Origin of the sequence: Kribbella italica, from assembly GCF_014205135.1 — a bacterium.
Lineage (GTDB): Bacteria > Actinomycetota > Actinomycetes > Propionibacteriales > Kribbellaceae > Kribbella > Kribbella italica.
In genome coordinates this window covers 5976071-5997976 of the sequence record NZ_JACHMY010000001.1, presented here as the reverse complement: position 1 = coordinate 5997976, position 21906 = coordinate 5976071, and the positions used below count along the sequence as shown (strand labels likewise).

The 21906-nt window shown below is 70.4% G+C and carries 15 protein-coding genes; 8 read left to right on the top strand and 7 right to left on the bottom strand.

The features are described 5' to 3' along the window. Positions 1-2 precede the first annotated feature (2 nt). Together HDA39_RS42580 and HDA39_RS27900 are read right to left on the bottom strand one after the other, a co-directional pair. Positions 3-2348, bottom strand: a complete 2346-nt coding sequence (locus HDA39_RS42580) for a S8 family serine peptidase (RefSeq protein ID WP_238356166.1) — start codon at positions 2346-2348, stop codon at positions 3-5. Between the two features lie 1083 nt (positions 2349-3431). Beyond that, positions 3432-4589, bottom strand: a complete 1158-nt coding sequence (locus HDA39_RS27900; protein ID WP_184800091.1) for an amidase — start codon at positions 4587-4589, stop codon at positions 3432-3434. Between the two features lie 179 nt (positions 4590-4768). Between HDA39_RS27900 and clpB the strand changes: the two genes are divergently transcribed. Next, positions 4769-7345 (top strand): ATP-dependent chaperone ClpB, encoded by a 2577-nt coding sequence (gene clpB, locus HDA39_RS27895; RefSeq protein WP_184800089.1) that lies wholly within the window; start codon positions 4769-4771, stop codon positions 7343-7345. 1445 nt (positions 7346-8790) lie between these two features. Here the strand turns inward: clpB and HDA39_RS42575 are convergent. The 3 genes from HDA39_RS42575 to HDA39_RS27880 all read right to left on the bottom strand — a co-directional run bounded on the left by HDA39_RS42575 (position 8791) and on the right by HDA39_RS27880 (position 11300). Continuing rightward, positions 8791-9630: an aminoglycoside phosphotransferase family protein gene (locus HDA39_RS42575; protein ID WP_184800087.1), complete on the bottom strand. Its 840-nt coding sequence runs from the start codon at positions 9628-9630 to the stop codon at positions 8791-8793. 209 nt (positions 9631-9839) lie between these two features. Beyond that, the gene (locus HDA39_RS27885) at positions 9840-10244 is read right to left on the bottom strand and encodes a TIGR03618 family F420-dependent PPOX class oxidoreductase (RefSeq protein ID WP_184800085.1); all 405 of its coding nucleotides are present in this window, start codon (positions 10242-10244) and stop codon (positions 9840-9842) included. Between the two features lie 69 nt (positions 10245-10313). Further along, a complete protein-coding gene (locus HDA39_RS27880) occupies positions 10314-11300 on the bottom strand; it encodes a LacI family DNA-binding transcriptional regulator (RefSeq protein WP_337925918.1) in 987 nt (328 codons plus the stop codon). A 147-nt stretch (positions 11301-11447) separates the two neighbouring features. On the opposite strand from HDA39_RS27880, the gene HDA39_RS27875 reads away from it, so the two are divergent. Genes HDA39_RS27875 through HDA39_RS27845 form a run of 7 tightly spaced genes read left to right on the top strand, consistent with a single transcriptional unit; the run spans position 11448 to position 18443 of the window. Then, the gene (locus HDA39_RS27875; protein ID WP_184800083.1) at positions 11448-12962 is read left to right on the top strand and encodes a sodium:solute symporter family protein; all 1515 of its coding nucleotides are present in this window, start codon (positions 11448-11450) and stop codon (positions 12960-12962) included. Next, positions 12955-14157, top strand: coding sequence for an AGE family epimerase/isomerase (locus HDA39_RS27870; RefSeq protein WP_337925917.1), 1203 nt, complete (start codon positions 12955-12957; stop codon positions 14155-14157). The genes HDA39_RS27875 and HDA39_RS27870 overlap by 8 nt, the downstream gene beginning before the upstream one ends. Beyond that, positions 14154-14876 (top strand): 6-phosphogluconolactonase, encoded by a 723-nt coding sequence (locus HDA39_RS27865; protein ID WP_184800079.1) that lies wholly within the window; start codon positions 14154-14156, stop codon positions 14874-14876. The genes HDA39_RS27870 and HDA39_RS27865 overlap by 4 nt, the downstream gene beginning before the upstream one ends. Then, positions 14866-15648 (top strand): sugar isomerase domain-containing protein, encoded by a 783-nt coding sequence (locus HDA39_RS27860; RefSeq protein ID WP_202893139.1) that lies wholly within the window; start codon positions 14866-14868, stop codon positions 15646-15648. The genes HDA39_RS27865 and HDA39_RS27860 overlap by 11 nt, the downstream gene beginning before the upstream one ends. Then, positions 15645-16781, top strand: coding sequence for an amidohydrolase family protein (locus HDA39_RS27855; protein ID WP_184800077.1), 1137 nt, complete (start codon positions 15645-15647; stop codon positions 16779-16781). The genes HDA39_RS27860 and HDA39_RS27855 overlap by 4 nt, the downstream gene beginning before the upstream one ends. Positions 16782-16820: 39 nt before the next feature. After that, on the top strand, positions 16821-17516 hold the full coding sequence (locus HDA39_RS27850) for a hypothetical protein (protein WP_184800070.1): 696 nt from the start codon (positions 16821-16823) through the stop codon (positions 17514-17516). Between the two features lie 57 nt (positions 17517-17573). Then, positions 17574-18443 carry a hypothetical protein gene (locus tag HDA39_RS27845; RefSeq protein WP_184800068.1) on the top strand — a complete coding sequence of 290 codons (870 nt, stop codon included), beginning with the start codon at positions 17574-17576 and terminating at the stop codon, positions 18441-18443. Positions 18444-18453: 10 nt separating this feature from the next. Here HDA39_RS27845 and HDA39_RS27840 read toward each other — a convergent pair whose 3' ends face one another. Together HDA39_RS27840 and HDA39_RS27835 are read right to left on the bottom strand one after the other, a co-directional pair. Further along, positions 18454-19605, bottom strand: coding sequence for a pyridoxal phosphate-dependent aminotransferase (locus tag HDA39_RS27840; protein ID WP_184800066.1), 1152 nt, complete (start codon positions 19603-19605; stop codon positions 18454-18456). Between the two features lie 236 nt (positions 19606-19841). Beyond that, positions 19842-21779: a glycosyl hydrolase family 28-related protein gene (locus HDA39_RS27835; RefSeq protein WP_337925916.1), complete on the bottom strand. Its 1938-nt coding sequence runs from the start codon at positions 21777-21779 to the stop codon at positions 19842-19844. Between the last annotated feature and the right edge of the window lie 127 nt (positions 21780-21906).

Here is a 21906-nt window from a genome sequence, read left to right as displayed (position 1 = left end):
CTTCAGCTCCTCCGGGGATGCCGTGCCCGCGTCGTACAGGGGGAGGTTCTTGGTGCCGGTGAAGCGCGGGCCGAAGTAGAAGTCCAGGACCTCGAACGCGCGGCCTTGAGCCTTGGCCTGGTACGGCGCGCGCTCGAGCCTCGCGCCCAGAGCGAACTCGGAGCTGCCGGTGGTGAGCTTGGCGTCGCACTGGTCAGGCGGGCTGCGCCGGTCCAGGAGATGCCGGTGCCGCCGGTGATCAGACCGTCGGTGTTCTTGAGCGTGTAGCCCATCGCGCGTTCCCTGGCCGGCAGTCCGGTGGCGCCCTGAGCGGTCAGGTCGATCGGCTTGGCCTTGCGGGCGTCGAGGGTCGTGGCGAGGTTCTTGTCGACGTGGAGCTCGTTGGAGGACAGGACCGAGTACTCCTGCGCCCTGCTGTCCGTGGGGTCGGTGAAGAGGACCGTCGAGACGACGTACCGGCCCGGTGCGAGCCGTGCGGTCGCCTTGCCGTCGCGCAGGGGCAGGGTGTTGCCCGGCGTCGGGTCGCCGTCCAGACGGGCGATGTTGACGTCCGTCTGCGCGGCGCTGCCGTCCTTGGCGATGCCCTGGATGGTCAGGTCGTACATCTCGGGCTCGGCGTACCAGCCGTACGTCGTGACGATCGGGTCCTTGCCTGCGGCTGTGGCGGTGATGCGGCCGGAGTACTTGCCGACACCCAGCGCCGCACGGTCGAAGGTGGCTTCGACTGTCGCCGTGCCGTTGGCCGGTACGACGAGTTGCTTCGCGCTGAACTGTGGGGTCTCCTGCGTGGACGCCTGGAGTTGGAGCGTGATCGGCTCGCTGGTCGGGTTGCTGTAGGTGAGGGTCTTGGCCAGCTCCTCCTGGGCGGGGAAGGGCCAGCGCAGTGTGCCGAGCTCCAGCTCGCCGGTGTCGACGGTGACGGACTGGTCGGTCGCCTGGTCGGCGTCGACGCGTCCGGCGCCCTCCTCGTCGACCCTGCCCTGCTGGGGATCGGCGGTGGAGATCAGCTGGGCCTTGAGCTTGGCGGCTGTCCAGTCCGGGTGGGCTTGGGCGACCAACGCGGCCGTGCCGGCGACGTGGGGCGACGCCATCGACGTACCGCCCAGCGTCGTGTAGTTGTCGTCGACCGGATCGCCCAGCTCGGTGCCGGCGGCGCGGGCCGCGACGATGTCGGTACCGGGCGCGGACAGCTCGGGCTTGATCGCGCCGTCACCGGCCCGCGGACCGCGGCAGGAGCCGTCGTTCAGCGAGCCGTCGCGCTGGAGGTTGCCGACCGCGAGGGCCTCGTCGGCGGCACCGGGTGAGGTGATCGTGCCGGGCTGCGGGAAGAAGCAGTTGCCTGCAGCAACTACGAACAGCGTGCCAGTGCTCCGGGTGAGACGGTTGACGGCCTGGGACAGGTCGTCGGTGCCGTCGGACGGTTCCTGGCTGCCGAGGCTCATGTTGACCACGTCGGCGCCCTGCGCGGCCGCCCACTCCATCCCGGCGATGATGCCGGAGAAGCTGCCGGAGCCGGTGTCGTCGAGGACCTTGCCGACCAGCAGCGTGGCGTCCGGAGCGACGCCCTTGTACTTGCCGCCGGAGGCCGCGCCGGTACCCGCCGCGATGCTGGCGACGTGGGTGCCGTGACCGTGGTGGTCGACCGTGTCGGCGGTGTCGGTGAAGTTCTGCTGGGCGCCGATCCGGCCGGTGAAGTCGGCGTGGTTCGGGTCGATGCCGGAGTCGAGGACGGCGATCTTGACGCCCTTGCCGGTCAGGCCGCGTTCCCAGGCGGCCGGGCCGCCGATCTGCGGCACGCTCTGGTCGAGCTGGACCTTCACCTTCCGATCCAGCGAGACCTTCTGAACGCCCTGAACGGTGCTCCAGAAGTCGGCGGCCTTGGTCTTGTCGACCCGAGTGGCCTGGGCGTTGATGCTCTTGAGGGCGCGGGAGCTCGTGACGCCCTTGAGCTGCTTGGGTTGTGCGCCGTACCGCACGATGACCGGCAGGGTCGTGGACTTGGCGTCGTCCTGTCCCTCGGCGATCAGCGTGGTGACGTCGAACAGGGCGCGATCGAGCCGGCCCGCGGAGACGTCCTTCGTCGCAACCTCCGGTACGACGTACGTGTGGCCGTTGGCGTAGCTGGTGACGGCGGCCGTGGAGCGACTGGCCGGTCCTGGCTCGAAGGTGACTTTCTCCGGTTGACCAGGGCGGCTGGTGACCTGCACGCGGTCGCCGGTGATCAGGGTGATCCGGGTGGTGAGATCGGTGGGCTTGGCTCGGGGTGATGGGGCCGGGGCGGCTTGGGCGGTGAGTGGCAGTGCGCTCAGAGCGACTGCCAGCGCGGGCGTGATCCAGCGATGACGCAAGAGTCCTCCACAGGCAGAAAAGTGGTCACGCTGGAAGACGCTCTCCGCAGGCATCTTGGTTCTGTAAGGCGAGAGATTCGATGTCTGTCGCAAAGCTGGCCGCCGGGGGCACACTCGGCGTACGGGAGGGGGACACCATGGCAGTGCGTCTGGATGACCGGGGGCTGCTGGCTCACCACGCCGAGTGGGTCGGGCGGAGGACGGGGAGATCCGTGGCCGGGCTGGGACCTGAGGACGGTACGGCGCTGCTGTTCGCGGCCGACGAGTTGCTGGTCGACGGGGAGCACGTGAAGTTCTGCGAAGTGCCACGGGTGGAGGGGCAGGATGCCCTGTTGTCCCTGCTGGCGTTGGACTTCCGCGGAGACGTCGTGGTGACGTCCGACATGGGCGCGGCGGTCGCCGCCCTGGCTGCTCGCTACCGCCTGGACGGTCGGGGCGCTGCGCTCGACCTGGTCAGTCCTTGCTCTGCTTCAGGCGTGTTCGAGCCGAGCAGTTCGTTCGACACCGCCACGCTGATGCTGTTCCAGGCCGTCCGTTGGAGCCCATGCCTGCGCCAGAGCTGGGGCCCGGGCACCTACGAGACGACCTCCGGCCACTTCCGCCTGAAGGTTCCCCAGCGAAGCATCTACACCCGCCCGACCGTCACCGTCTCCGGCTCTTCCTTGCAGGTCGTCCTCTACGACGACCACCGCATCGAGCTGGATCGCTGGTCGGACGCTTCACGCGTCACCGTCCATCCCCCGGAGTGGTCCACCTGCTACTTGACGGTCAGCAGCCCCACGCCGTACCGGATCGGTACTGCGATGACTCTTGATACTCCCGTCATCGCAGGCCCCCACCACGAGATCGAGGTCCTCCCGAAGTGGTGGTCCGACCCACCCCCGCTCCTCCTGACCGAGCCAACCACTCGCTACCTGTACGACCCCTGCCCCGGCGAGGGCCCAGCCCTGCTCTTCGAGCGACGAGCCGTCCGCATCGAGCTCCTTGACCGCCCAGGCCAAGTCATCCGCCGAGCGAGTCCGATGAGCGATGCCCTGTCCCTCGACACCACCGACCTGCCCTCGGGCCCGTACGTCCTCCAGATCACCCGCCAGTCCAAGGAAGTCGTCCCCCTACGCCAGCTCCCACCCCTGCTGCAACGAGCAGATCCCCTTCCTGGTGGTGCCTGGCAACCAGCTGCAACCCCACAGGCGCCCCACCCGCGGTCAACCCCGCCGGCAAGCTGACCGCCGGATGCCCACTCACGTTGAACCCCCAGGTCAACGCCACACTCATCTCCCGCCCCGGCCCCGCATGACCGTGCGGCGCGTTGGGCGTCGTCGGCGTCGCCAAGAGCTCAACCCCGCTGAAGACCTCCCCCAACCGCCGATCGTTCTCCTCCCGAATCCCCAAGCCACCCGTTGTTTTCGTCCGGAGCGAAGTCCACGCCGGCTCCGGGTTCAGCAGTTCAACCTCCACCGCCACCTCGACGAGCACCCCCGTGGTTACCAACCTCTCGAACGCTCCTCGAGCGATCGCCGCGATCTCCGGCGACGTCTCGGCGTACCCGAGATCACTCGACCACCCCACCCGAAGCGGCCCTCCACTGGTGACATCATCGACCGCCCGTCCCTGCACGGCAAGCCACGCCCGAAGATCCCCAACCTCCCGAGCCAGCACCCCACCAACCCCGAGCCCGCTCGAATCCACGGGCGGAACAGTCCCGTTCGTCGCCTTCAATCCCAGCACCCCACACCACGCCGCCGGGATCCTCACCGACCCAGCCCCATCACTCCCGGTCGCCAACGGCACCATTCCCGTCGCCACAGCAACCGCCGACCCGGCCGACGATCCACCCGGCACCAGGTCGGCATCCCACGGATTCACCGTCGGCCCCCGGTCGGTCAACCCCCATGTCTGCCACTTGGTCCCTTGCCCCGGCCCAGCCGTAGCCCCAACCACGACAGCCCCCGCCGCCACCAACCGCTCAACCTGCTTCCCCATCCCCTTGACCCCCACCGGCACACCAAGCAACGGCCGCCCTCGACCCACCTCCGAACCTCCGGCAAGCTCCCGATCGATCACCCGAGCCGCCGCCACCGCCCGCTCCGGCCACACCTCCCGGAACGCCCGCATCCGCCTGTCCAGCTCCTCGATCCGCCGAAGCGCCGCCTCAACCACCGCAACCGCCGACACCTCACGCGCCGCAACCGCGGCCCCGATCCCCGCCGCGGACAACTGCTTGTACTCGTCACCGGTCATTTGCACCTCCCCTCCAATCCAAGCGTCTCTGGACGCACCCGGACCGCCGTCCACCGGCGCCGATCGGGAGCAACCCTGAGTTTTCCCCAGGTTTTGGCAGAGTTGAGTGGAATGGACTCAACTTTCGGTAGGTTGTAGTCAGAGACTGCTGTTAGTAGAGCTTGAAAGGCTGGAACCAGATGGATGTTCAGCGGTTGACGACGCTGGCCCGGGAAACCCTGTCGGTCGCGATCCGTCAGACCTCCGCGGCGGGCAACCCGACCGTGGAGCCAATTCACCTGTTGTCGGGATTGCTGGCGCAGCCCGAGGGGACCACGGTCGGTCTGCTCGAGGCGGCCGGCGGTGACATCGACTCCGTACGGCGGAAGACCGCCGAGCAGCTGGCCCGCTTGCCCAAGGCGAGCGGCGGCAGCGTGCAGGCGCCGAGCCTGTCGCCGAAGACCAGCGACGTGCTGAGCCAGGCGGAGCAGCGCGCGCTCGGACTCGGCGACGAGTACGTCTCGACCGAGCACCTGCTGATCGCGCTGGCGACCGTCGAGGGCGTGGCCAAGTCCGCGCTCGACGTGACGCCGGACGCGTTGCTGCAGGCGTTCGACACGATGCGCGGCAACCGGCGGATCACCTCCCCGGAGGCCGAGGGCACGACGAAGTCGCTGGAGAAGTACGGCATCGACCTGACCGAGCGGGCCCGCGACGGCAAGCTCGACCCGGTGATCGGCCGCGACTCCGAGATCCGCCGCGTCGTCCAGGTGCTGTCCCGCCGGACCAAGAACAACCCGGTCCTGATCGGTGAGCCCGGCGTCGGCAAGACCGCCGTCGTCGAGGGCCTCGCCCAGCGGATCGTGGCCGGCGACGTACCGGAGTCCCTGCGCGGTCGTCGGCTGATCAGCCTCGACCTGGGCGCGATGGTGGCCGGCGCGAAGTACCGCGGTGAGTTCGAGGAGCGGCTGAAGGCGGTGCTGACCGAGATCAAGGAGTCGGACGGCCAGGTCATCACGTTCATCGACGAGCTGCACACGGTCGTCGGCGCGGGCGCGTCCGGCGAGGGCGCGATGGACGCCGGCAACATGCTGAAGCCGATGCTGGCCCGCGGCGAGCTGCGGATGATCGGCGCCACGACCCTCGACGAGTACAGGACCAGGATCGAGAAGGACCCCGCGCTGGAGCGACGCTTCCAGCAGGTCTTCGTCGGCGAACCGTCGGTCGAGGACTCGATCGCGATCCTGCGCGGCCTGAAGGAGCGGTACGAGGCGCACCACAAGGTCGCCATCTCCGACAGCGCGCTGGTCGCCGCCGCGACCCTGTCGAACCGGTACATCACCGGTCGTCAGCTGCCCGACAAGGCGATCGACCTGGTCGACGAGGCGGCGTCCCGGCTGCGGATGGAGATCGACTCCTCCCCGGTCGAGATCGACTCGCTGCGGCGCACCGTCGACCGGCTGAAGATGGAGGAGTTGGCGCTGTCCCGCGAGGACGACGCCTCCAGCCGCGAGCGGCTCGAGCGGCTGCGCGCCGACCTCGCCGACCGCGAGGAGGAGCTGCGCGCGCTCGAGGCCCGTTGGGAGAAGGAGAAGTCCGGCCTGAACCGGGTCGGCGAGATCAAGGAACGGATCGACGAACTGCGTGGCCAGGCCGAGCGCGCCCAGCGCGACGGCGAGCTGCAGCGCGCCTCGGAGATCCTGTACGGCGAGATTCCCGAGCTGACCAAGGAACTCGAGGCGGCTGCCGCCGAACCCGAGGTCACCGACGGTCCCGACGCGATGGTCAACGAGGAGGTCGGCCCGACCGAGATCGCCGAGGTGATCGCGATGTGGACCGGCATCCCGACCGGCCGGCTGCTCGAGGGCGAGACCGGCAAGCTGCTTCGGATGGAGGACGAGCTCGGGAACCGGCTGATCGGTCAGCGCGAAGCGGTCAAGGCCGTCAGCGACGCCGTCCGGCGGGCCCGCGCGGGCATCTCCGACCCGGACCGTCCGACCGGTTCGTTCCTGTTCCTCGGCCCGACAGGTGTCGGCAAGACCGAGCTGGCCAAGGCCCTGGCGGACTTCCTGTTCGACGACGAGCGGGCGATGGTCCGGATCGACATGTCGGAGTACGGCGAGAAGCACAGCGTCTCCAGGCTGGTCGGCGCCCCACCCGGGTACGTCGGCTACGAGGAGGGTGGCCAGCTGACCGAAGCGGTCCGCCGGCGGCCGTACTCGGTGATCCTGCTCGACGAGGTCGAGAAGGCGCACCCCGAGGTCTTCGACATCCTGCTGCAGGTTCTGGACGACGGCCGCCTGACCGACGGGCAGGGGCGCACGGTCGACTTCAGGAACGTCATCCTGATCCTGACCAGCAACCTCGGCTCGTCGTACCTGGCCGACCTGACCCTGGACGACAAGGCCAAGCGCGACCAGGTGATGGCCGTCGTACGGCAGTCGTTCAAGCCGGAGTTCATCAACCGGCTCGACGAGATCGTCCTGTTCGACGCCCTCGGCAGCGAAGAGCTGACCAAGATCGTCGCACTCCAGATCACCGCCCTGCAAAAGCGCCTGCTAGACCGACGCATCACCCTGGACGTAGGCGAGGACGCCCTGGAATGGCTGGCCCTGACCGGCTACGACCCGGTCTACGGCGCCCGCCCCCTCCGCCGCCTCGTCCAGTCCGCCATCGGCGACGAACTAGCCCGAGGCCTCCTCTCCGGCACAGTCCGCGACGGCGAAACCGTCCACGTCCACCTGAACGAATCCAAAGACGCCTTAGAGGTCACCTAACCCACAGCTGCCCGGGATCCCTTGATCCCGGGCAGCTGCATTCCCGCCCGGCGTACGCCTCGCCCGGACAGCCGCCCTCACCAGCCCAGGCCCCGGACCAGCCCCGCCGTCCCGGACCAGCTTCCGCCTCCGGCCACCGCTACGCCCCAGACGCCACACCTACCGCTCGCCCCTGCTCCGGCCCTGCGCCTGCCCTCGCCTCGCACCTGCCGCGAGCGCCGGCCCACGCGGCCGCCTTCGCCCCGCCTGCTCCGAGCCCCGCGCCTCCGCGCCTGCTCCAAGCCTGCGCCCCCGCTCCGCGCCCGCTTCCGGCCACCGCCCCCACTCTGGGCTCGCGCCCACCTCTCGCCTCCCGCCTGCTTCGGCCTCCGCGCCCGCTCCCGCTCCCGCTCCCGCCTTCGCGCTCTCTGAGCCCGCGCCCGTCCCGCCACCACCGCGGGCCTGTACCTGCCCTTGGCGCGAGCCCTCGCCAGCCCCGGCCCCTGCGCCGCTCTGGCTTCCGGGCCTCACGCCTTCTCTGGCGCCCGAAACAGCCCGCTTCGCCTCCACATCTCCCCGGGCCTCGCGTCTGCCGTGAGCCAGGCCTCGTCCTCAAGCCCAAGCCTGAGCCCGTCCCAGCCCTGCCCCGCTCTGGGCTCCGCGCTTGCCTCGAGCCTCACGCCGACCCCGGGCCTAACGCGTGCTCTTGCGCCCGATCCGGGCCCTCGCGCCTCGCGCCTCGCGCCCCGCGCGCCCGCCCCGCCTCGCGCCTGTCTCGAGCGCTGGCCCACGCGCCCGCCCTCCCCGGCCTCACGCCGGCCCTCGCCAACTCCGGGCGGCTGCCCACGGCCCACCGCCCGCTCTCGCCTTCGCACTTCTCCGGGCCTCGCGCCCGCCTCAAGGCCCGTGGCCGTCCTGCCTGCCGCGCCGCTCTGGGTTCCACGCCGGCCTCGGGCCTCCGGTCCGGTCCTGGGTCCCGATTCGGCCCCGGACCGCGCCTGTCCTCGCCTCGCGCCTGCTCCGCCCTTTGCGCTTGCGCCTCGCCTCGCGCCTGCTCGGAGCGCCTCGCCTCGCGCCTGCCTCGCCTCGCGCCTGCCTCGCCTCGCGCCTGCTCGGAGCGCCTCGCCTCGCGCCTGCCTCGCCTCGCGCCTGCTCGGAGCGCCTCGCCTCGCGCCTGCCTCGCCTCGCGCCTGCCTCGAGCGCCGGCGCACGCGCCCGCTCCTACCCGGGCCTCGCGCCTGCGCCGAGCACCGCGCCGTCGGCGCCTGTCCCTCGCCTGGCGCCTGCTCCGGGCTTCGCCCCTGGCCCCGGCGCGCGGCCGCCTGCCCCTGGTTCCGGGTGGCCGTACCGCCCTGGTCACCAGGACTGCGGCCCGTCGAACTGCATGCCAAGGTCGTACGGGATCGAGTCGAAGCCGTCGCCTGCGCCGGGTCGGGCCTCGGCCTGGATCTGGGGCTTGCTGTGGCTCAGGCGAGGGCCGCGGCGAGTGCTGCGCGATGTCTGGCGGTGAATGCGTGTTCGCGGTGGGACCAGGCGATGCGCTCGGTGATCTGTTCGGGAGTGGCGTCGACGCTTTCGCTTGGTAGGTCGCGCCAGAAGTGTGCGTTGCGACTCTGCCGTTCCAGCATCGCGTCGACGAGCAGGGTCCGTTCGTGTGTGGACAAGCCGTAGGCGTTGGCCAGTACTCGGACTTGCGCCGCCTGAGACTCCGCCGAAGGTGCTGTCGGCTTGGAGGAGACGCACCACAGCCAGGCCATGTAGCCCACGTCTTCCAACGGATTCCCCGGCGCCGCCAGGTCGAAATCGATGAAGGCCACAGGTACGTCGTCCCGAAAGACGGCGTTGTTGGGTCCTAGGTCGTGATGACAAACCACCGGGGAACTCCCTGCGAGCTCACTGCCTCGGGTCGCCTCGTGGAGCTCTCGAGCCAACGCTCCCGCCGCACCGATCTGTGCGTCGGACCACGTACGGAACTTCTCGGGAACCGCGCCTGGCAGGTAGCTCAGTACGTCGCGGCCGGCGTCGTCATGTCCGAGCCAGCGAGGTGCTCCTGCGAATCCGCGCCGCTCCAAGTGCCGTAGCACTGAAGCGGCAAAGGGTGAGGGCGGTCGCCGTACGGTGCTTCCGACGCGCACCACTCCACGGGTGATCCGGCCTCCGCGCAGGACGACCTCGTCGTCAGCAGCCGGCGATCGGGTCGGTGGGACTGTTGCTCCGTCGAGGCGCGAGGACACCGGCAACGAACTGTCGTCCCACGGCTCTCCGCTACCCACGCGCGACGCCGACGCCGACGCCTGGCCAGTCATACGCGACGCCGACGCCTCGCCAGTCACACGCGGGGCTGCCGCTTCTGGGTGCTGCCCGGGGTCGGTCTCGGCGTTGGGCTCCGGAGGGGCCGGCTTGCGTCCGACGAAGGGGGCTTGGGTCCGCAGGAGGCGAGGGTATGGGGCTTGGTTCTTCGGGCATTGTGTTGTGCTCTCGGCCTGCGGTCGCTGCGTTGTCGGCCACGGAGGGGTCAGCTGCGGGTGACCACGTGGTGTGGCGTGATGCGGACGACGACCCGCCGGACCTCGGGTGGGAGTGCGGCGTACTCGGCGGCCGCCTCGGGGCCCTCGTACTTGATGGCGAGGGCTTGGGCGAGTGTGCGGTCGGTGTCTTCGGTGATGGTGGCGGTGCCGCGGAGTTCGGCGTAGCGGAGGGGGTTGGTGGCGTCGATGACGATCAGGCTGGTGCGGGGATCGGCTTCCAGGTTGCGGATCTTGCGGAGGCCCGCGGTCGACGAGATGAGGACGTCGTTGCCGTCGCGGCTGACCCAGATCGCGGACGTCTGCGGGCTGCCGTCGGGGTTGAGTGTTGCGAGGACGGCGAGGTTGGGGCCGTCGAGCAGTTTGCGGGTGTGGTCGTCGAGGTCCGTGGTCACTCGGCCGAGTTTAGGTGCGGTCTGCGGTCAACCGGCCGAGGCAGGCAACCGGCAAGAACAGCAGGCCGCTCACGGAGGTGGTGCAGTGGTGGCACGCAGCACCAGGGACGTCTCCAGCACCCGGCGCGGATCGTCGTGGCGGCCGTCCAGGGACGAGACCAGGAGGTCGACCGCCGCGCGCCCGGCGTCGCCTCCGTGGGCCGAGACTGTGGTCAGGGGTGGGGACATCGTCGCGGCCAGGACGTCGTCGCAGCCGATCACGCTGAACTGGTGGGGGACCGCGATGCCCCGGGTGGCCAGGGCGGCCAGGATTCCCTGGGCGAGCAGGTCGTCGAAGGCGATCGCCGCCGAGGCGCCCGAGCCGAGGATCGCGTCGACCTGTTGCACGCCCGCGTCGTACGTCGAACGGCGGGCGGCCACGGCGCTCACCTGCAGGCCGAGCCGGCGTCCGGCGGCGCGGACGGCGCGGCGGCGTTCGGAGTTCGACCAGGAGGAGGCCGGGCCGCTGACGTAGACCAGGTGGCGGTGTCCGAGCTCCGCCAGGTGTTCGACCGCGGCGGCGATGCCGGTCGCGGTGTCGATCAGTACGCGGGGCAAGCCGCTCACGTCGCGGTTGACCAGGACCAGCGGTCGCCGCGCGGCGTGGGTGCGGATCTGCTCCTCGGTCATCCGTGACGAGACCAGCACGATGCCGTCGGTCTGCGGGGCGAACTTGCCGACCAGCACGTCCTCGCGGGTCGGGTCCTCGTCGGAGTCGCCGAGCAGCAGGCTGAAACCGGCCTGGTCGGCGGCCGCCTGCGCGCCCCGGATCAGCGGCGGGAAGAACGGGTTCGCGATGTCCGGTACGACGATCGCGACCGTGCCCGCGCGGCCCGTACTGAGGGCGCGGGCGGTGTGGTTCGGCACGTAGCCGAGCCGGGCGGCGACCTCCATCACGTGCGCGACCGTCTCGGCGGTGATCATCTCGGGCCGCGAGAACGCGCGCGAGACGGTCGACTTGGACACGTTCGCCGCGGCCGCCACCTGGCTGATGGTCGGCCCCCGCTGCTGCGTCACCAGGTCACTGTACGTCGCCGGGGATCAAGACCGCCGTACGCGCCCCTCACGGACGCATTTCGCTGACCTGCTTGACGTGCAACCGGTTGCACGGCATGGTTGCACAGAACTACGGGCCTGGCTCGTGCCCGGCAGAGGAGACTGACGATGGCAGCGTTGGACTGGGTGGTCGTCTGCGGCTACTTCTTCGTGATGGTCGCGATCGGCCTGTGGGCGAAGGCCCGCGTCCACGACGCGGCGGACTTCTTCACCGCCGGCGGCAAGATGCCGTGGTGGCTGTCCGGCATCTCGCACCACATGTCCGGGTACAGCTCGGCGGTGTTCGTCGGGTACGCCGCGATCGCGTACACCGAGGGCTTCGTGCTCTACGTCTGGTGGGCGCTGGGCATCACCTTCGCGATGGTGGTCGGCGCGTTCGTCTTCGCGCCGCGCTGGCCGCGGCTGCGGCAGCGGCTCGGCGTCATCTCCCCGCTGGAGTACCTGAAGATCCGCTACAACCTGCCGACCCAGCAGCTGCTGGCCTGGAGCGGTACGGCGCTCAAGGTCTTCGACGTCGGCGCCAAGTGGACCGCGACCGCCCTGCTGCTGAACGTCTTCGCCGGGGTCCCGCTCGGGTGGGGCGTCCTGATCACCGGCGGCGTCACGCTCGTCTACTCGACCATCGGCGGGTTGTGGGCCGACGCGCTCACCGACCTCGGCCAGTTCGTCATCCAGCTGGTCGCCGGCGTCGTGCTGTTCGTCGCCGTCCTGGCCAAGCTCGGCGGGGTCTCCTCGATCTGGACGATGTGGGGCGATCTCCCCGAAGGTCACGCGGAGCCGTTCAACGGCCAGTACACGGTGCTGTTCGTGATGGTCTACCTGCTGATCAACACCCTGTCCTACAACGGTGGCACCTGGAACCTCGCGCAGCGGTTCATCGCCGCGCCCACCGGGAGCTCGGCCCGCCGCGCCGCGCTGTTCTCCGCCGGGCTGTACCTCGTCTGGCCGCTGGTGATGTTCTTCCCGATGTGGGCCGCCCCGATCCTGCTGCCGAACCTCGCGAAGCCGGACCAGTCCTACGCCCTGCTCACCCAGGAACTGCTGCCGATGGGCCTGATCGGGCTGGTCCTGGCCGGCCTGTTCTCGCACACGATGGCGATGACCGGCTCCGACGCCAACGCGATCTCGGCGGTCGTCACCCGCGACATCCTCCCGGCGGTCTGGCGCGGTGCCCGCAGCCTGACCAGCCGGACCGAGCTGATGGTCGGCCGCTTCAGCACCTTCGCGTTCATCGCGCTCAGCATGGCGATCGCGCTGACCGCCGACAGCTTCGGCGGCGTACTGGGGCTGCTGATCCTGTGGTTCGGCGGGCTGGTCGGCCCGATCGCGATCCCGATGCTGCTCGGCCTGCTGCCGGCGTTCCGGCGCTGTGGGCCGTCCGCGGCGATCATCTCCTGGGCAGTCGGCCTGCTCGTCTTCTTCGTCACCCGGTACGTCGTCGAGGACTGGGTCGCCGAGCTGGCCAAGGACAAGGTCACCGCGGTCCAGGTCGGTGGGCCGGTGGTCTGCTCGCTGATCGTGTTCGTGCTCGTCGGGCTCGTTCGCCCGTGGCGCGACTCCGACTCCGACTCGCTGGTCGATGCCTTGGGCAAAGACAGTTTGGAGGCCGACGCCCGTGTCTGAGGCCGTGGCCTGGCGGGACCACCTGGTCGAAGACGTGCTCGCTTGGTGGATGACGCACGGCCCTGATCCGGAGTACGGCGGTGTCCTGACCTGCTGGGACAACGCGGGGACGACCCTGGTGTCGACGGACAAGTACACCTGGTCGCAAGGGCGCTGGATCTGGCTGACGGCCCGCGTGGCCGCCCAGGCCGAGCTGCTCGGGGTCGACGCGGAGCGTTATCTCGCCCAAGCTCGGTCGACCGCGGCCTTCGTCCGCGATCACGCGCTGCTGCCCGACGGCAGTACGGCGTACGTCACCGACCGCGCCGGTACGCCGAAGGAGCCGGTCGCCGGACAGGGCACCAGCGTCAGTGTGTTCGCGGACCTGTTCGTCGCGCTCGGCTTCGCCGGGCTGGCCCAGCACGATCCCGAATGGGCTGAACCGGCCGAGTCGATCCTGCTGAGTGCCGCCGCGCGGATCGCCGACGGCACGTTCCGATCCGAGCCGTACCCGGTGCCCGAGGGGCGTGCGTCGTTCGCGCTGCCGATGATCCTGGTCGGCGTCGGTGAGCAGGTGCATCGCGCCACCGGTTCGGCCCGGTCGCTCGGGATCGTCCGGGCGGCCGTCGGTGCGATCGAGTCCACCTTCGTCCGGGGCGACGAGGTGATCGAGATGCCGCCGTACGACGACAGCCTGCTCGGGCGGCACCGAGCGCCCGGCCACACCCTCGAAGCGCTGTGGTTCCTGCACCACGCAAGGGATCTGGCCCCCGGCACGCTGGCCGCCGACACCGATCGGCTCTGCGACCTCGCGGCGCACGCCTGCCAGCTCGACTGGGACGAGGAGCACGGCGGCCTGCTCCGCTTCGTCGACAGCGGCGGCGGCGCGCCGGCGGGGCGTCGTACGGATGATCCGTACGAGGCGCTCGTGGCCGGGACGTGGGACACCAAGCTCTGGTGGCCGCACGCGGAGGCGCTCTACACGACCGCGCTGCTCGCGCGCGCGGGCGGCCGGGCCGAGCTCGACCACTGGCACGAGTGGCTCCGCGACTACACGCTGAAGACCTTCCCGGCCGGGCCGGGCGAGGAGTGGATCCAGATCAGGCGCCGCGACGGCAGCCCGCTGGACGAGGTGGTCGCGCTGCCGGTGAAGGACCCGTTCCACATCGCCCGGTCGCTCCTGCTGCTGGCCGAACTAGACAAGGAGATCCAGTGACGGTGAAGGTGTTCCCCGACCGGCAGGAGCTCGGCCGGCAGGCCGGCGACGACCTCGCCGCGGAACTGCGACGGCGGCTGAGCAGCCAGGACCTGGTGCGCGTGGTCTTCGCCTCCGCGCCCAGTCAGCGCGAGACGCTCGAGCGACTGAAAGTTGCCAAGGGCATCGACTGGCGCAGGGTCACGGCCTTCCACATGGACGAGTACGTCGGCCTGCCGGCCGGTGCGCCGCAGCGGTTCGCCGAGTGGCTGAAGGCGACACTGTTCGACCACGTACCGCTGGGCAGGAGTCACCTGCTCGACCCGGGCGTGACACCCGACCAGTACGCCGAACTGCTGGCCGCGGCGCCGATCGACGTCGTCGTACTCGGGATCGGAGTGAACGGCCACCTCGCGTTCAACGATCCGCCCGACGCGGACCTGGACGATCCGCGGCCGGTCCGCCTGGTCGAGCTGGCCCTGGCGAGTCGTCAGCAGCAGGTGGACGACGGGTGCTTCGACCGGCTCGAGGACGTGCCGACCCAGGCGGTCACGCTGACGGTGCCACGACTGCTGGACGCGGCGCGCATGTTCTGCGTCGTACCGGGTGCCGCGAAGGCCGACGCGGTCCGGGCCGCCGTCCAGGATCCGATCGGGCCGGCCTGCCCGGCGACCGCGCTGCGGCGCCACGCCGATTGCACCCTCTACCTCGACAAGGAGTCCTCCGCTCATGTCCGATGACAGCATGGTGACGACGGCCGAGGAGCTGACCGGCGGCTATCTGGCGCAGGTCCACGACCTACTGCTGCGGATCCAGACCGAGGAGACGGCGGCGATCGCGACGGCGGCCGGACTGCTGGCCGACCAGGTGGCCGCCGACCGGCTGGTGCACGTGTTCGGGCCCGGTGGGCACTCCAACCTGGCGGCGCAGGAGGTCTTCTTCCGGGCCGGCGGGCTGATGCACATCGCCGCGATCCTGGACGAGGGGACGCTGCTGTCGAACGGCGCGCTGCGGTCGATGGCGATCGAGCGGACCCCGGGGTACGGACGGATCGTGGTCCGGGATCGTGAGCTGGGCGAGGGCGACCTGCTGATCCTGGTGAACGCCTACGGGATCAACGCGGCGCTGATCGACGCCGCGCTGGAGGCCCGGGAGCGAGGCGTGCGGCTGATCGGGATCAGCTCGCGCTCGCACGCCGAGCAGACCGCGCCGGAGCACCCGGCCCGGCATCCCACCCGCCAGAACCTGCACGACCTGGTCGACGTGGCGATCGACTCGAAGGTGCCGATCGGCGACGCCGTGGTCGACGTACCGGGTGCGTCCGAGCGGATCGCCGCGGTGTCGACCTTCGCGAACGCCTTCGTGCTCAACGCGCTGACCCTGCACACGGTGCAGACGCTGGTGGCCCGCGGTATCGAGCCGCCGGTCTGGCGGAGCGGGAATGCGCCGGGTGGAGACGAGGCCAACAATCGTTTCGTCGGGCGCTTCCGGCAGCGGGTCAAAGCCCTGTGACTTCGTACGAGGGGCGCGATCCAGCGACCGGGCGGGCGTTGTCCGTCCGGGTCGAGGACGGCCGGGTCGCGGAGGTCGTCGCGGCCTCCGGGCCGGTCGACGGCTGGCTGGCGCCGGGCCTGGTCGACCTGCAGGTGAACGGTTTCGGCGGGTACGACGTCAACGGGCCGGCCGTCACGCCGGAGACCGTGATCGAACTCGGCCGGGCGCTGGCTGCGGCGGGGACGACCAGCTTCCTGCCGACGGTCATCACCGCGCCCGAGGACGAGATCATCGCCTCGCTCCGGGCGGTCGCGGCGGCGCGAGAGGCTGATCAGGCGACGCGGGACGCGATTCCCTTCGTGCACGTGGAAGGTCCGCACCTCTCGCCGGAGGACGGCGCTCGCGGGGTCCATCCGCTGGAGCAGCTCCGGCCGCCTTCCGTGGACGAGTTCCGCCGCTGGCAGGATGCGTGCGGCGGGATCGTCGGCCTCGTCACTTTGTCGCCTCACTACGCCGGGACCGCCGAGTACGTGCGGGCTTTGAGCCGGGCCGACGTCATCGTCGCGCTGGGGCACACCGCGGCGTCGCCGGAGCAGATCACCGCCGCTGCGGACGCGGGCGCGGTGATGTCCACACACCTCGGCAACGGCGCGAGCGCAGTGCTGCCGCGACACCCGAACCACCTGTGGACCCAGCTGTCCGACGACCGGCTGACCGCCGGATTCATTGCCGACGGCCACCATCTCCCGGCCGACGCGCTGACCGCGATGGTCCGCGCGAAGGGGATCGAGCGCAGCTTCCTGGTCTCCGACTCGGTCGCCCTTGCCGGATCCGCGCCGGGCGACTACGAGACGGCCGTCGGCGGGACCGTCCACCTGTCGGCCGAAGGCCGCCTGTCGTACGCCGGTACGCCGTACCTCGCGGGCGCCGCCCGCTCGCTGGCCGACGACGTCGCCTCGGCGGTCACGCTCGCCCGGGTCGGTCTGGGGGATGCGGTGCGGATGGCGACGATGAACCCCGGCCGGTTTGCCGGCGGTCGCGGCGTACTGCGACCGGGTGCACCGGCGGACCTGGTGTGCTTCGACTGGGCGCCGGGGGACAGCGCGCTGAGCCTGCGGACCGTCGTACGGGGCGGTCGGGTGGTTGGCTGATCTGGGAGGATCAAGGGAGAAGCGGAGGAGACCACTCAGATGAGCGACCACCCCAGCAGCCCCAACGACCCCCAGCCGCACGATCCTGACCGGCCGGCTCCCACCGGCGACTCCCCGAGCCCTCGGACCGGCGAGCCCACGGGTGAGCGGCCCGGGCCCTACGGAGGGGTGTTCGGGGCGAGCGGGCAGGCGCCGTCCGGGCCGCAGTACGACCCGGCCGCGGGTGCTGAGCGGCCCGGCCCGTACGGCGGGGCTTTCGGGCAGCCGACCGGTGGGCTCCCGCAGGGCGGGCCCGGTGGCTACGGGCAGCAGCCGGGGAACGCTTGGGGCCAGCCGGCGCCGTACGGGTACCAGCCGGGGCCGGTCGCGCCGCCGAAGCAGGTGACGGTGGCTTCGGTGATCTCGTTCGCGCTGGGTGGGTTGTGCATCCTGCTCGGGCTGTTCGCGCTGACGTCGGCGGGCGAGGACATCGCCGAGACGCTGACCGGGGACGCCGGGGCCCGCGGGCTGGTCGTCGGGGTGATCCTGGTCTGCGGCGCCGCGTATATCCTGCCGGCGATCTTCCTCCGGAAGCGCCGGCCGTGGGCGCGGATCATGCTGATCGTCGTCGCGGCCCTCGGCATCATGGGCGGCGTCAGCGCGCTGCCCGGCAGCCTGCTCGGCCTGGCCCTGCACGTCGCGCTCCTGGTGATGATGCTCCAGCAGCCGACCAAGCTCTGGTTCACCCACCGCTGAAGCAGTCCGGGTGGACGGTTGGTGTTCTAGGCTCCCGGCTGACTCGGGAGGAACTCCATGCGCAAAACTCTGCTCGCCGCCGCCCTGACCGCGACGGGACTCGTTCTCAGCACCCAGCAGTACGCCGCCGCGGCGGTCGCCGACGTACCGGCCGACTGCGGCGTGTACATGTCGGCGTACCGCTCCGACGGCCAGCGGCTGTCGTACGGGTACGACGCCAAGAAGACCAGCATCACGTCGTACCCGGGGGACAAGCTCGCCTGGGTGCCGTCCGCGCAGCAGCAGCTCGGTGGGGCCGGTGACACCGATCTGTTCATCAGCACCGAGGTCGCGGCGCACCCGACCGACGGCTACCTGTACCGGCTCGATCGCCGGGGCGAGCGGACGAACGGCGTCTGGAAGATGACCCAGAACACCGCGACCCGGATGAAGTCCGGCTTCGCCGGTACCCGCATTCTTGCCAGTGGCACCTATCTCTACCGGGTCGCGGGGACGTCGCTCTCCCGGTACCAGCTCACCTGGCCGAACGGCGTACCGACGCTGTCCGCGCCGACGACGCTGAAGACGACCGGCTGGGACTCGGTGAAGACGCTGACCTTCGAGCGCACCGAGGGCACCGGCGCCGCGGCCGTCGACGTCCTGGTCGGCACGAAGACGAACGGCGAGCTGAAGGAGTGGCGGATCAACCTCGCCACGCCGACGACGATCGGCTCGACCGTGCTGCAGGCGAGCGGGTGGAGCTCGTTCGCCGCGCTCAGCACGGGGTACTGCCAGGCCCACCCCAATGGGCGGCCGCTCCTCGGCATCGCGTCGACGGGCAGTGCATCGGTCTACTTCGATGCCAATGCGACTGATCGCGTTGGCACCGACATCAAGGGTGGCTCGCTCGGAGCCCTCGGCTGGACCGCGAAGGGTTACGGCCAGTAGTAGTTGCTGGTCAGAGTTTGGTGAGACGGCTCAGGGCCTCTTCGAGGACGTCGAGCTTCTTGCAGAAGGCCCAGCGGACCAGCGGGCGGCCGGCGTCGAGGTTGTCGTAGAAGACCTGGTGGGGGATGGCGACGACGCCGGTCCGTTCCGGGAGCATGCGGCAGAACTCGACGCCGTCCGTGTGGCCGAGCGGGCGGATGTCGGTGGTGACGAAGTACGTGCCCTGCGGGCGGTGGACGCCGAAGCCGAGGGACTCCAGGCCGTCGCAGAGCAGGTCGCGGCGGTGCTGGAGGCCGGCGCGGACGCCGTCGAAGTAGTCGTTGCCTAGGGCAAGTGCTCCGGCGACGGCGGGCTGGAAGGGCGCGCCGGAGACGTAGGTGAGGAACTGCTTGGAGGTGTTCACGGCGGTCACCACCTCCGGCGTACCGGTGACCCAGCCGATCTTCCAGCCGGTCACCGAGAACGTCTTGCCGGCGCTGCCGATCGAGACGGTGCGGTCGGCCATGCCGTCGTACGCCGTGAGTGGACGGTGCCGGCCGCCGTCGTAGATCAGGTGCTCGTAGACCTCGTCGGTGATGACGACCAGGTCGTGCTCGACGGCGATCGCGGAGATGCCGCGCAGCTCCTCGTCGGTGAGCACAGTGCCGGTCGGGTTGTGCGGGGAGTTGATCAGCAGGACCTTCGTCCGCGGGGTGACCGCGGCGCGCAGCTCGTCGAGGTCGAGGCGGAAGTCCGGGGCGCGCAGCGTGACCGGTACGCGGCGGCCGCCGGCCATCGCGATGCAGGCGGCGTACGAGTCGTAGTACGGCTCGAGGGCGATCACCTCGTCACCTGGCTCGACGTACGCGAGCAGGGCGGCGGCGATCGCCTCGGTGGCGCCGGTGGTGACGAGCACCTGCGTGTCGGGGTCGTACTCGAGCCCGTAGAACCGCCGCTGGTGGTCCACGATCGCCTGCCGGAGCGCCGGGATGCCGCGACCCGGCGGGTACTGGTTGGCCCCCGCGCGGATCGCGTCGACCGCCGCCTCGAGCACGGAGTCGGGCCCGTCGGTGTCCGGTAAGCCCTGCCCGAGGTTCACCGCCCCCGTCCGCACCGCAAGCGCCGACATCTCGGCAAAAATCGTCGTCCCGAGCCCGTCCAGCCGCTGAGCATGTGCACGCATACCCCGACCCTAGTACGCCGAACCGCGGCGTGGTCGGGGGTGTCCAAGGCGGCGCGGCGAGGGGCGGTGGGCCCCCGGCACCCCGCTTCGCGCGGGATCGCTGCTCGATTCGCACAGGTTTGGGGGGAGGAGGCGGGTCGCCCTGGAGCGCCACGCTTCGCGGGCGCCGCAGGGGCCGCGGAAACGTGGGGCTTGCCGCGCCGCCTCGGAGGGGAGAGGCGGCGCGGCGGCTGGGGTTAGTTCCAGGGGGTCGGTGCTGGTGGAGGTACGACGGGTGGGCGGTCCTCGCACCAGGTGGCGTTGGTCCAGTTGCCGTCGTTGCCTTGGAGGAGGTCGACGTCGAACTCGGGTGGGCCGTTGAAGTGGAAGGTGCCGCAGTTGTTGATGAAGGGGGCTCCTACGTTGCGGGCGTCGACGTTCTCGAAGGTGGCGGAGCCGCCGACGCGGGCGTTGACGACGTTGGTGCCGGTGCCGTCGACGCGGATGTTCTTCACCGTGACGTTGGACAGCGAGTACTCGTCCTTGACCGGCCAGTCGACGACGAACAGGAAGGCGTTGTACGTCGAGTCGAGGAACGAGCTGTCGGTGATCTCGATCTGGCCTTCCATGTCGGACTGGAGGGCGTAGAGCCAGATCGCGCCCAGGCCGAGGTCCCAGTTGAGGTCTCGGGGCGCGCCGCGGACCGTCGTGTTGCGGGCGAAGACGAGCTTGCCCTCGAACGGCGTGGAGGTGAAGCGGGAGCCGGCGTGCAGCGTGCTGCCCTCGCGGATCGGGTCGGCGACCAGGTTGTCGGTGACGGCGTTGTCGCGGCCGCCGTAGATCGCGATGTTGTTCGCCAGCACCGGCGTCTGGACCGTGTTGTGGTCGTAGACGTTGTTGTGGTTGACCAGGCCGGCGGAGTTCACCTCGGACCACATCGCCAGCCCGTCGTCCCCGCTGTTCCGGACGAAGTTGTTCGTCGCGCGGACGTTCGAAACACCGAGATGCAGGTTCATCCCGTCCGCGATCTGGTCGACGATGATGTTGTCGCGGATCAGCAGCCCGTCCATCGGGCCGTCCAGCCAGATCCCGACCTTGGTGTGGTGCAGGTACAGCCCGCGGATCGACGAGCCACCACCGATCGCACCGCCGACGCCGTTCACCTGGTCGGTGTCGATCCGGTCCCGGACGTCGCTCTCGATCGCGAAGTCGGCCAGGTGCACGCGCGTACTTCCACCGTCCGCGGCGTACTTCCCGTAGAACCCGGGCGCCGAGTGCACCGACTTGTCCGGCGCCGGCTCGGCCAACGGAAGCACCGACCCCTTGATGATCGACCACCAGTTCCCCGCGCCCTGGATCGTCACCTTGTCGACGACGATGTGCCGGTTCACCTGGAACGTCCCCGCCGGGATGAACACCGACCACCCGATCTTCCGAGCCGCCGCGACAGCCCGATCGATCGCCGGCGCCGCATCCCGCCGCCCGGTCGGATCAGCACCGAACAGCCGGATGTCCAGCGACCGAGCAGGGGCCCGCTTGGCAGCGGCGACCAGCTCGAAGTCCGCGACGTCCAGCACGTACCAGGACGCCGGCGTGTGCCGCGGGATCTCGAACCGCACCCGATCGCCCGCGCGATAGGTCTTCCCGAGCAGCAGCCGCTGCTCGTCGTAGAAGTGGTTCGGCCGGAACGGCTTGGTCACCGGGTCCGGCTCCGGCTTCCACCAGCCCGGGTTCGGGTCGACATCCGGGTCGTTGGAGAACGGGTACATCCCGTACAGCCAGGCGTACTCCGAGGTCAGCGTCATCGTCTGCTTGCGCTTGCCGTTGACCGTCACGTCGAGCGGCGCGCGCAGGCCGCCGCCGTCCGCGGTGTCCGGGATGCTGTAGCGCAGCGTCAGTGCGTTCGCGGGCTGCGTGAGCGTGAACTCGACGTACTGGCCACGCTCGGTGAGCCGTACGGCGGTCCGCCCGGAGGCCTCGGCGGGCAGTGTGTAGGCCTCGCGGCTCGGGCCGATCCGCTCGCCGTTGGTGTAGGCGTTCTCGGCCTCCTGCTCAACGAACGGGACGGTCGCGCCGCGCCCCTGGACGAGCGCCGGGTCGAGGCCGGCGCGCGTCTCACGGGGAGCCGGGCGACTGACAGCACTGGCGGTCAGCGCCGAACCGGACAGCAAAGCGCCGATCACGACGCTGGTCACCGCCAGGCGGCGACGGAACCTCGGGTGGTGGGACAAGGGGACCCCCTCGGACGTTGGTGCCCGGACAGTACGGCTGCACGACGGATCGTTGCAAGATCTCGACATCAGAAAGTAATTTCCGGGCAAT

Coding starts and splice junctions, on each gene's coding strand:
- HDA39_RS27875 (WP_184800083.1), top strand. CDS start 11,448: ATGGCAGCGTTGGACTGGGTGGTCGTCTGCGGCTACTTCTTCGTGATG.
- HDA39_RS27860 (WP_202893139.1), top strand. CDS start 14,866: ATGTCCGATGACAGCATGGTGACGACGGCCGAGGAGCTGACCGGCGGC.
- HDA39_RS27850 (WP_184800070.1), top strand. CDS start 16,821: ATGAGCGACCACCCCAGCAGCCCCAACGACCCCCAGCCGCACGATCCT.
- HDA39_RS27900 (WP_184800091.1), bottom strand. CDS start 4,589: ATGACCGGTGACGAGTACAAGCAGTTGTCCGCGGCGGGGATCGGGGCC.
- HDA39_RS42575 (WP_184800087.1), bottom strand. CDS start 9,630: ATGACTGGCCAGGCGTCGGCGTCGGCGTCGCGCGTGGGTAGCGGAGAG.
- HDA39_RS27840 (WP_184800066.1), bottom strand. CDS start 19,605: ATGCGTGCACATGCTCAGCGGCTGGACGGGCTCGGGACGACGATTTTT.
- HDA39_RS27845 (WP_184800068.1), top strand. CDS start 17,574: ATGCGCAAAACTCTGCTCGCCGCCGCCCTGACCGCGACGGGACTCGTT.
- clpB (WP_184800089.1), top strand. CDS start 4,769: ATGGATGTTCAGCGGTTGACGACGCTGGCCCGGGAAACCCTGTCGGTC.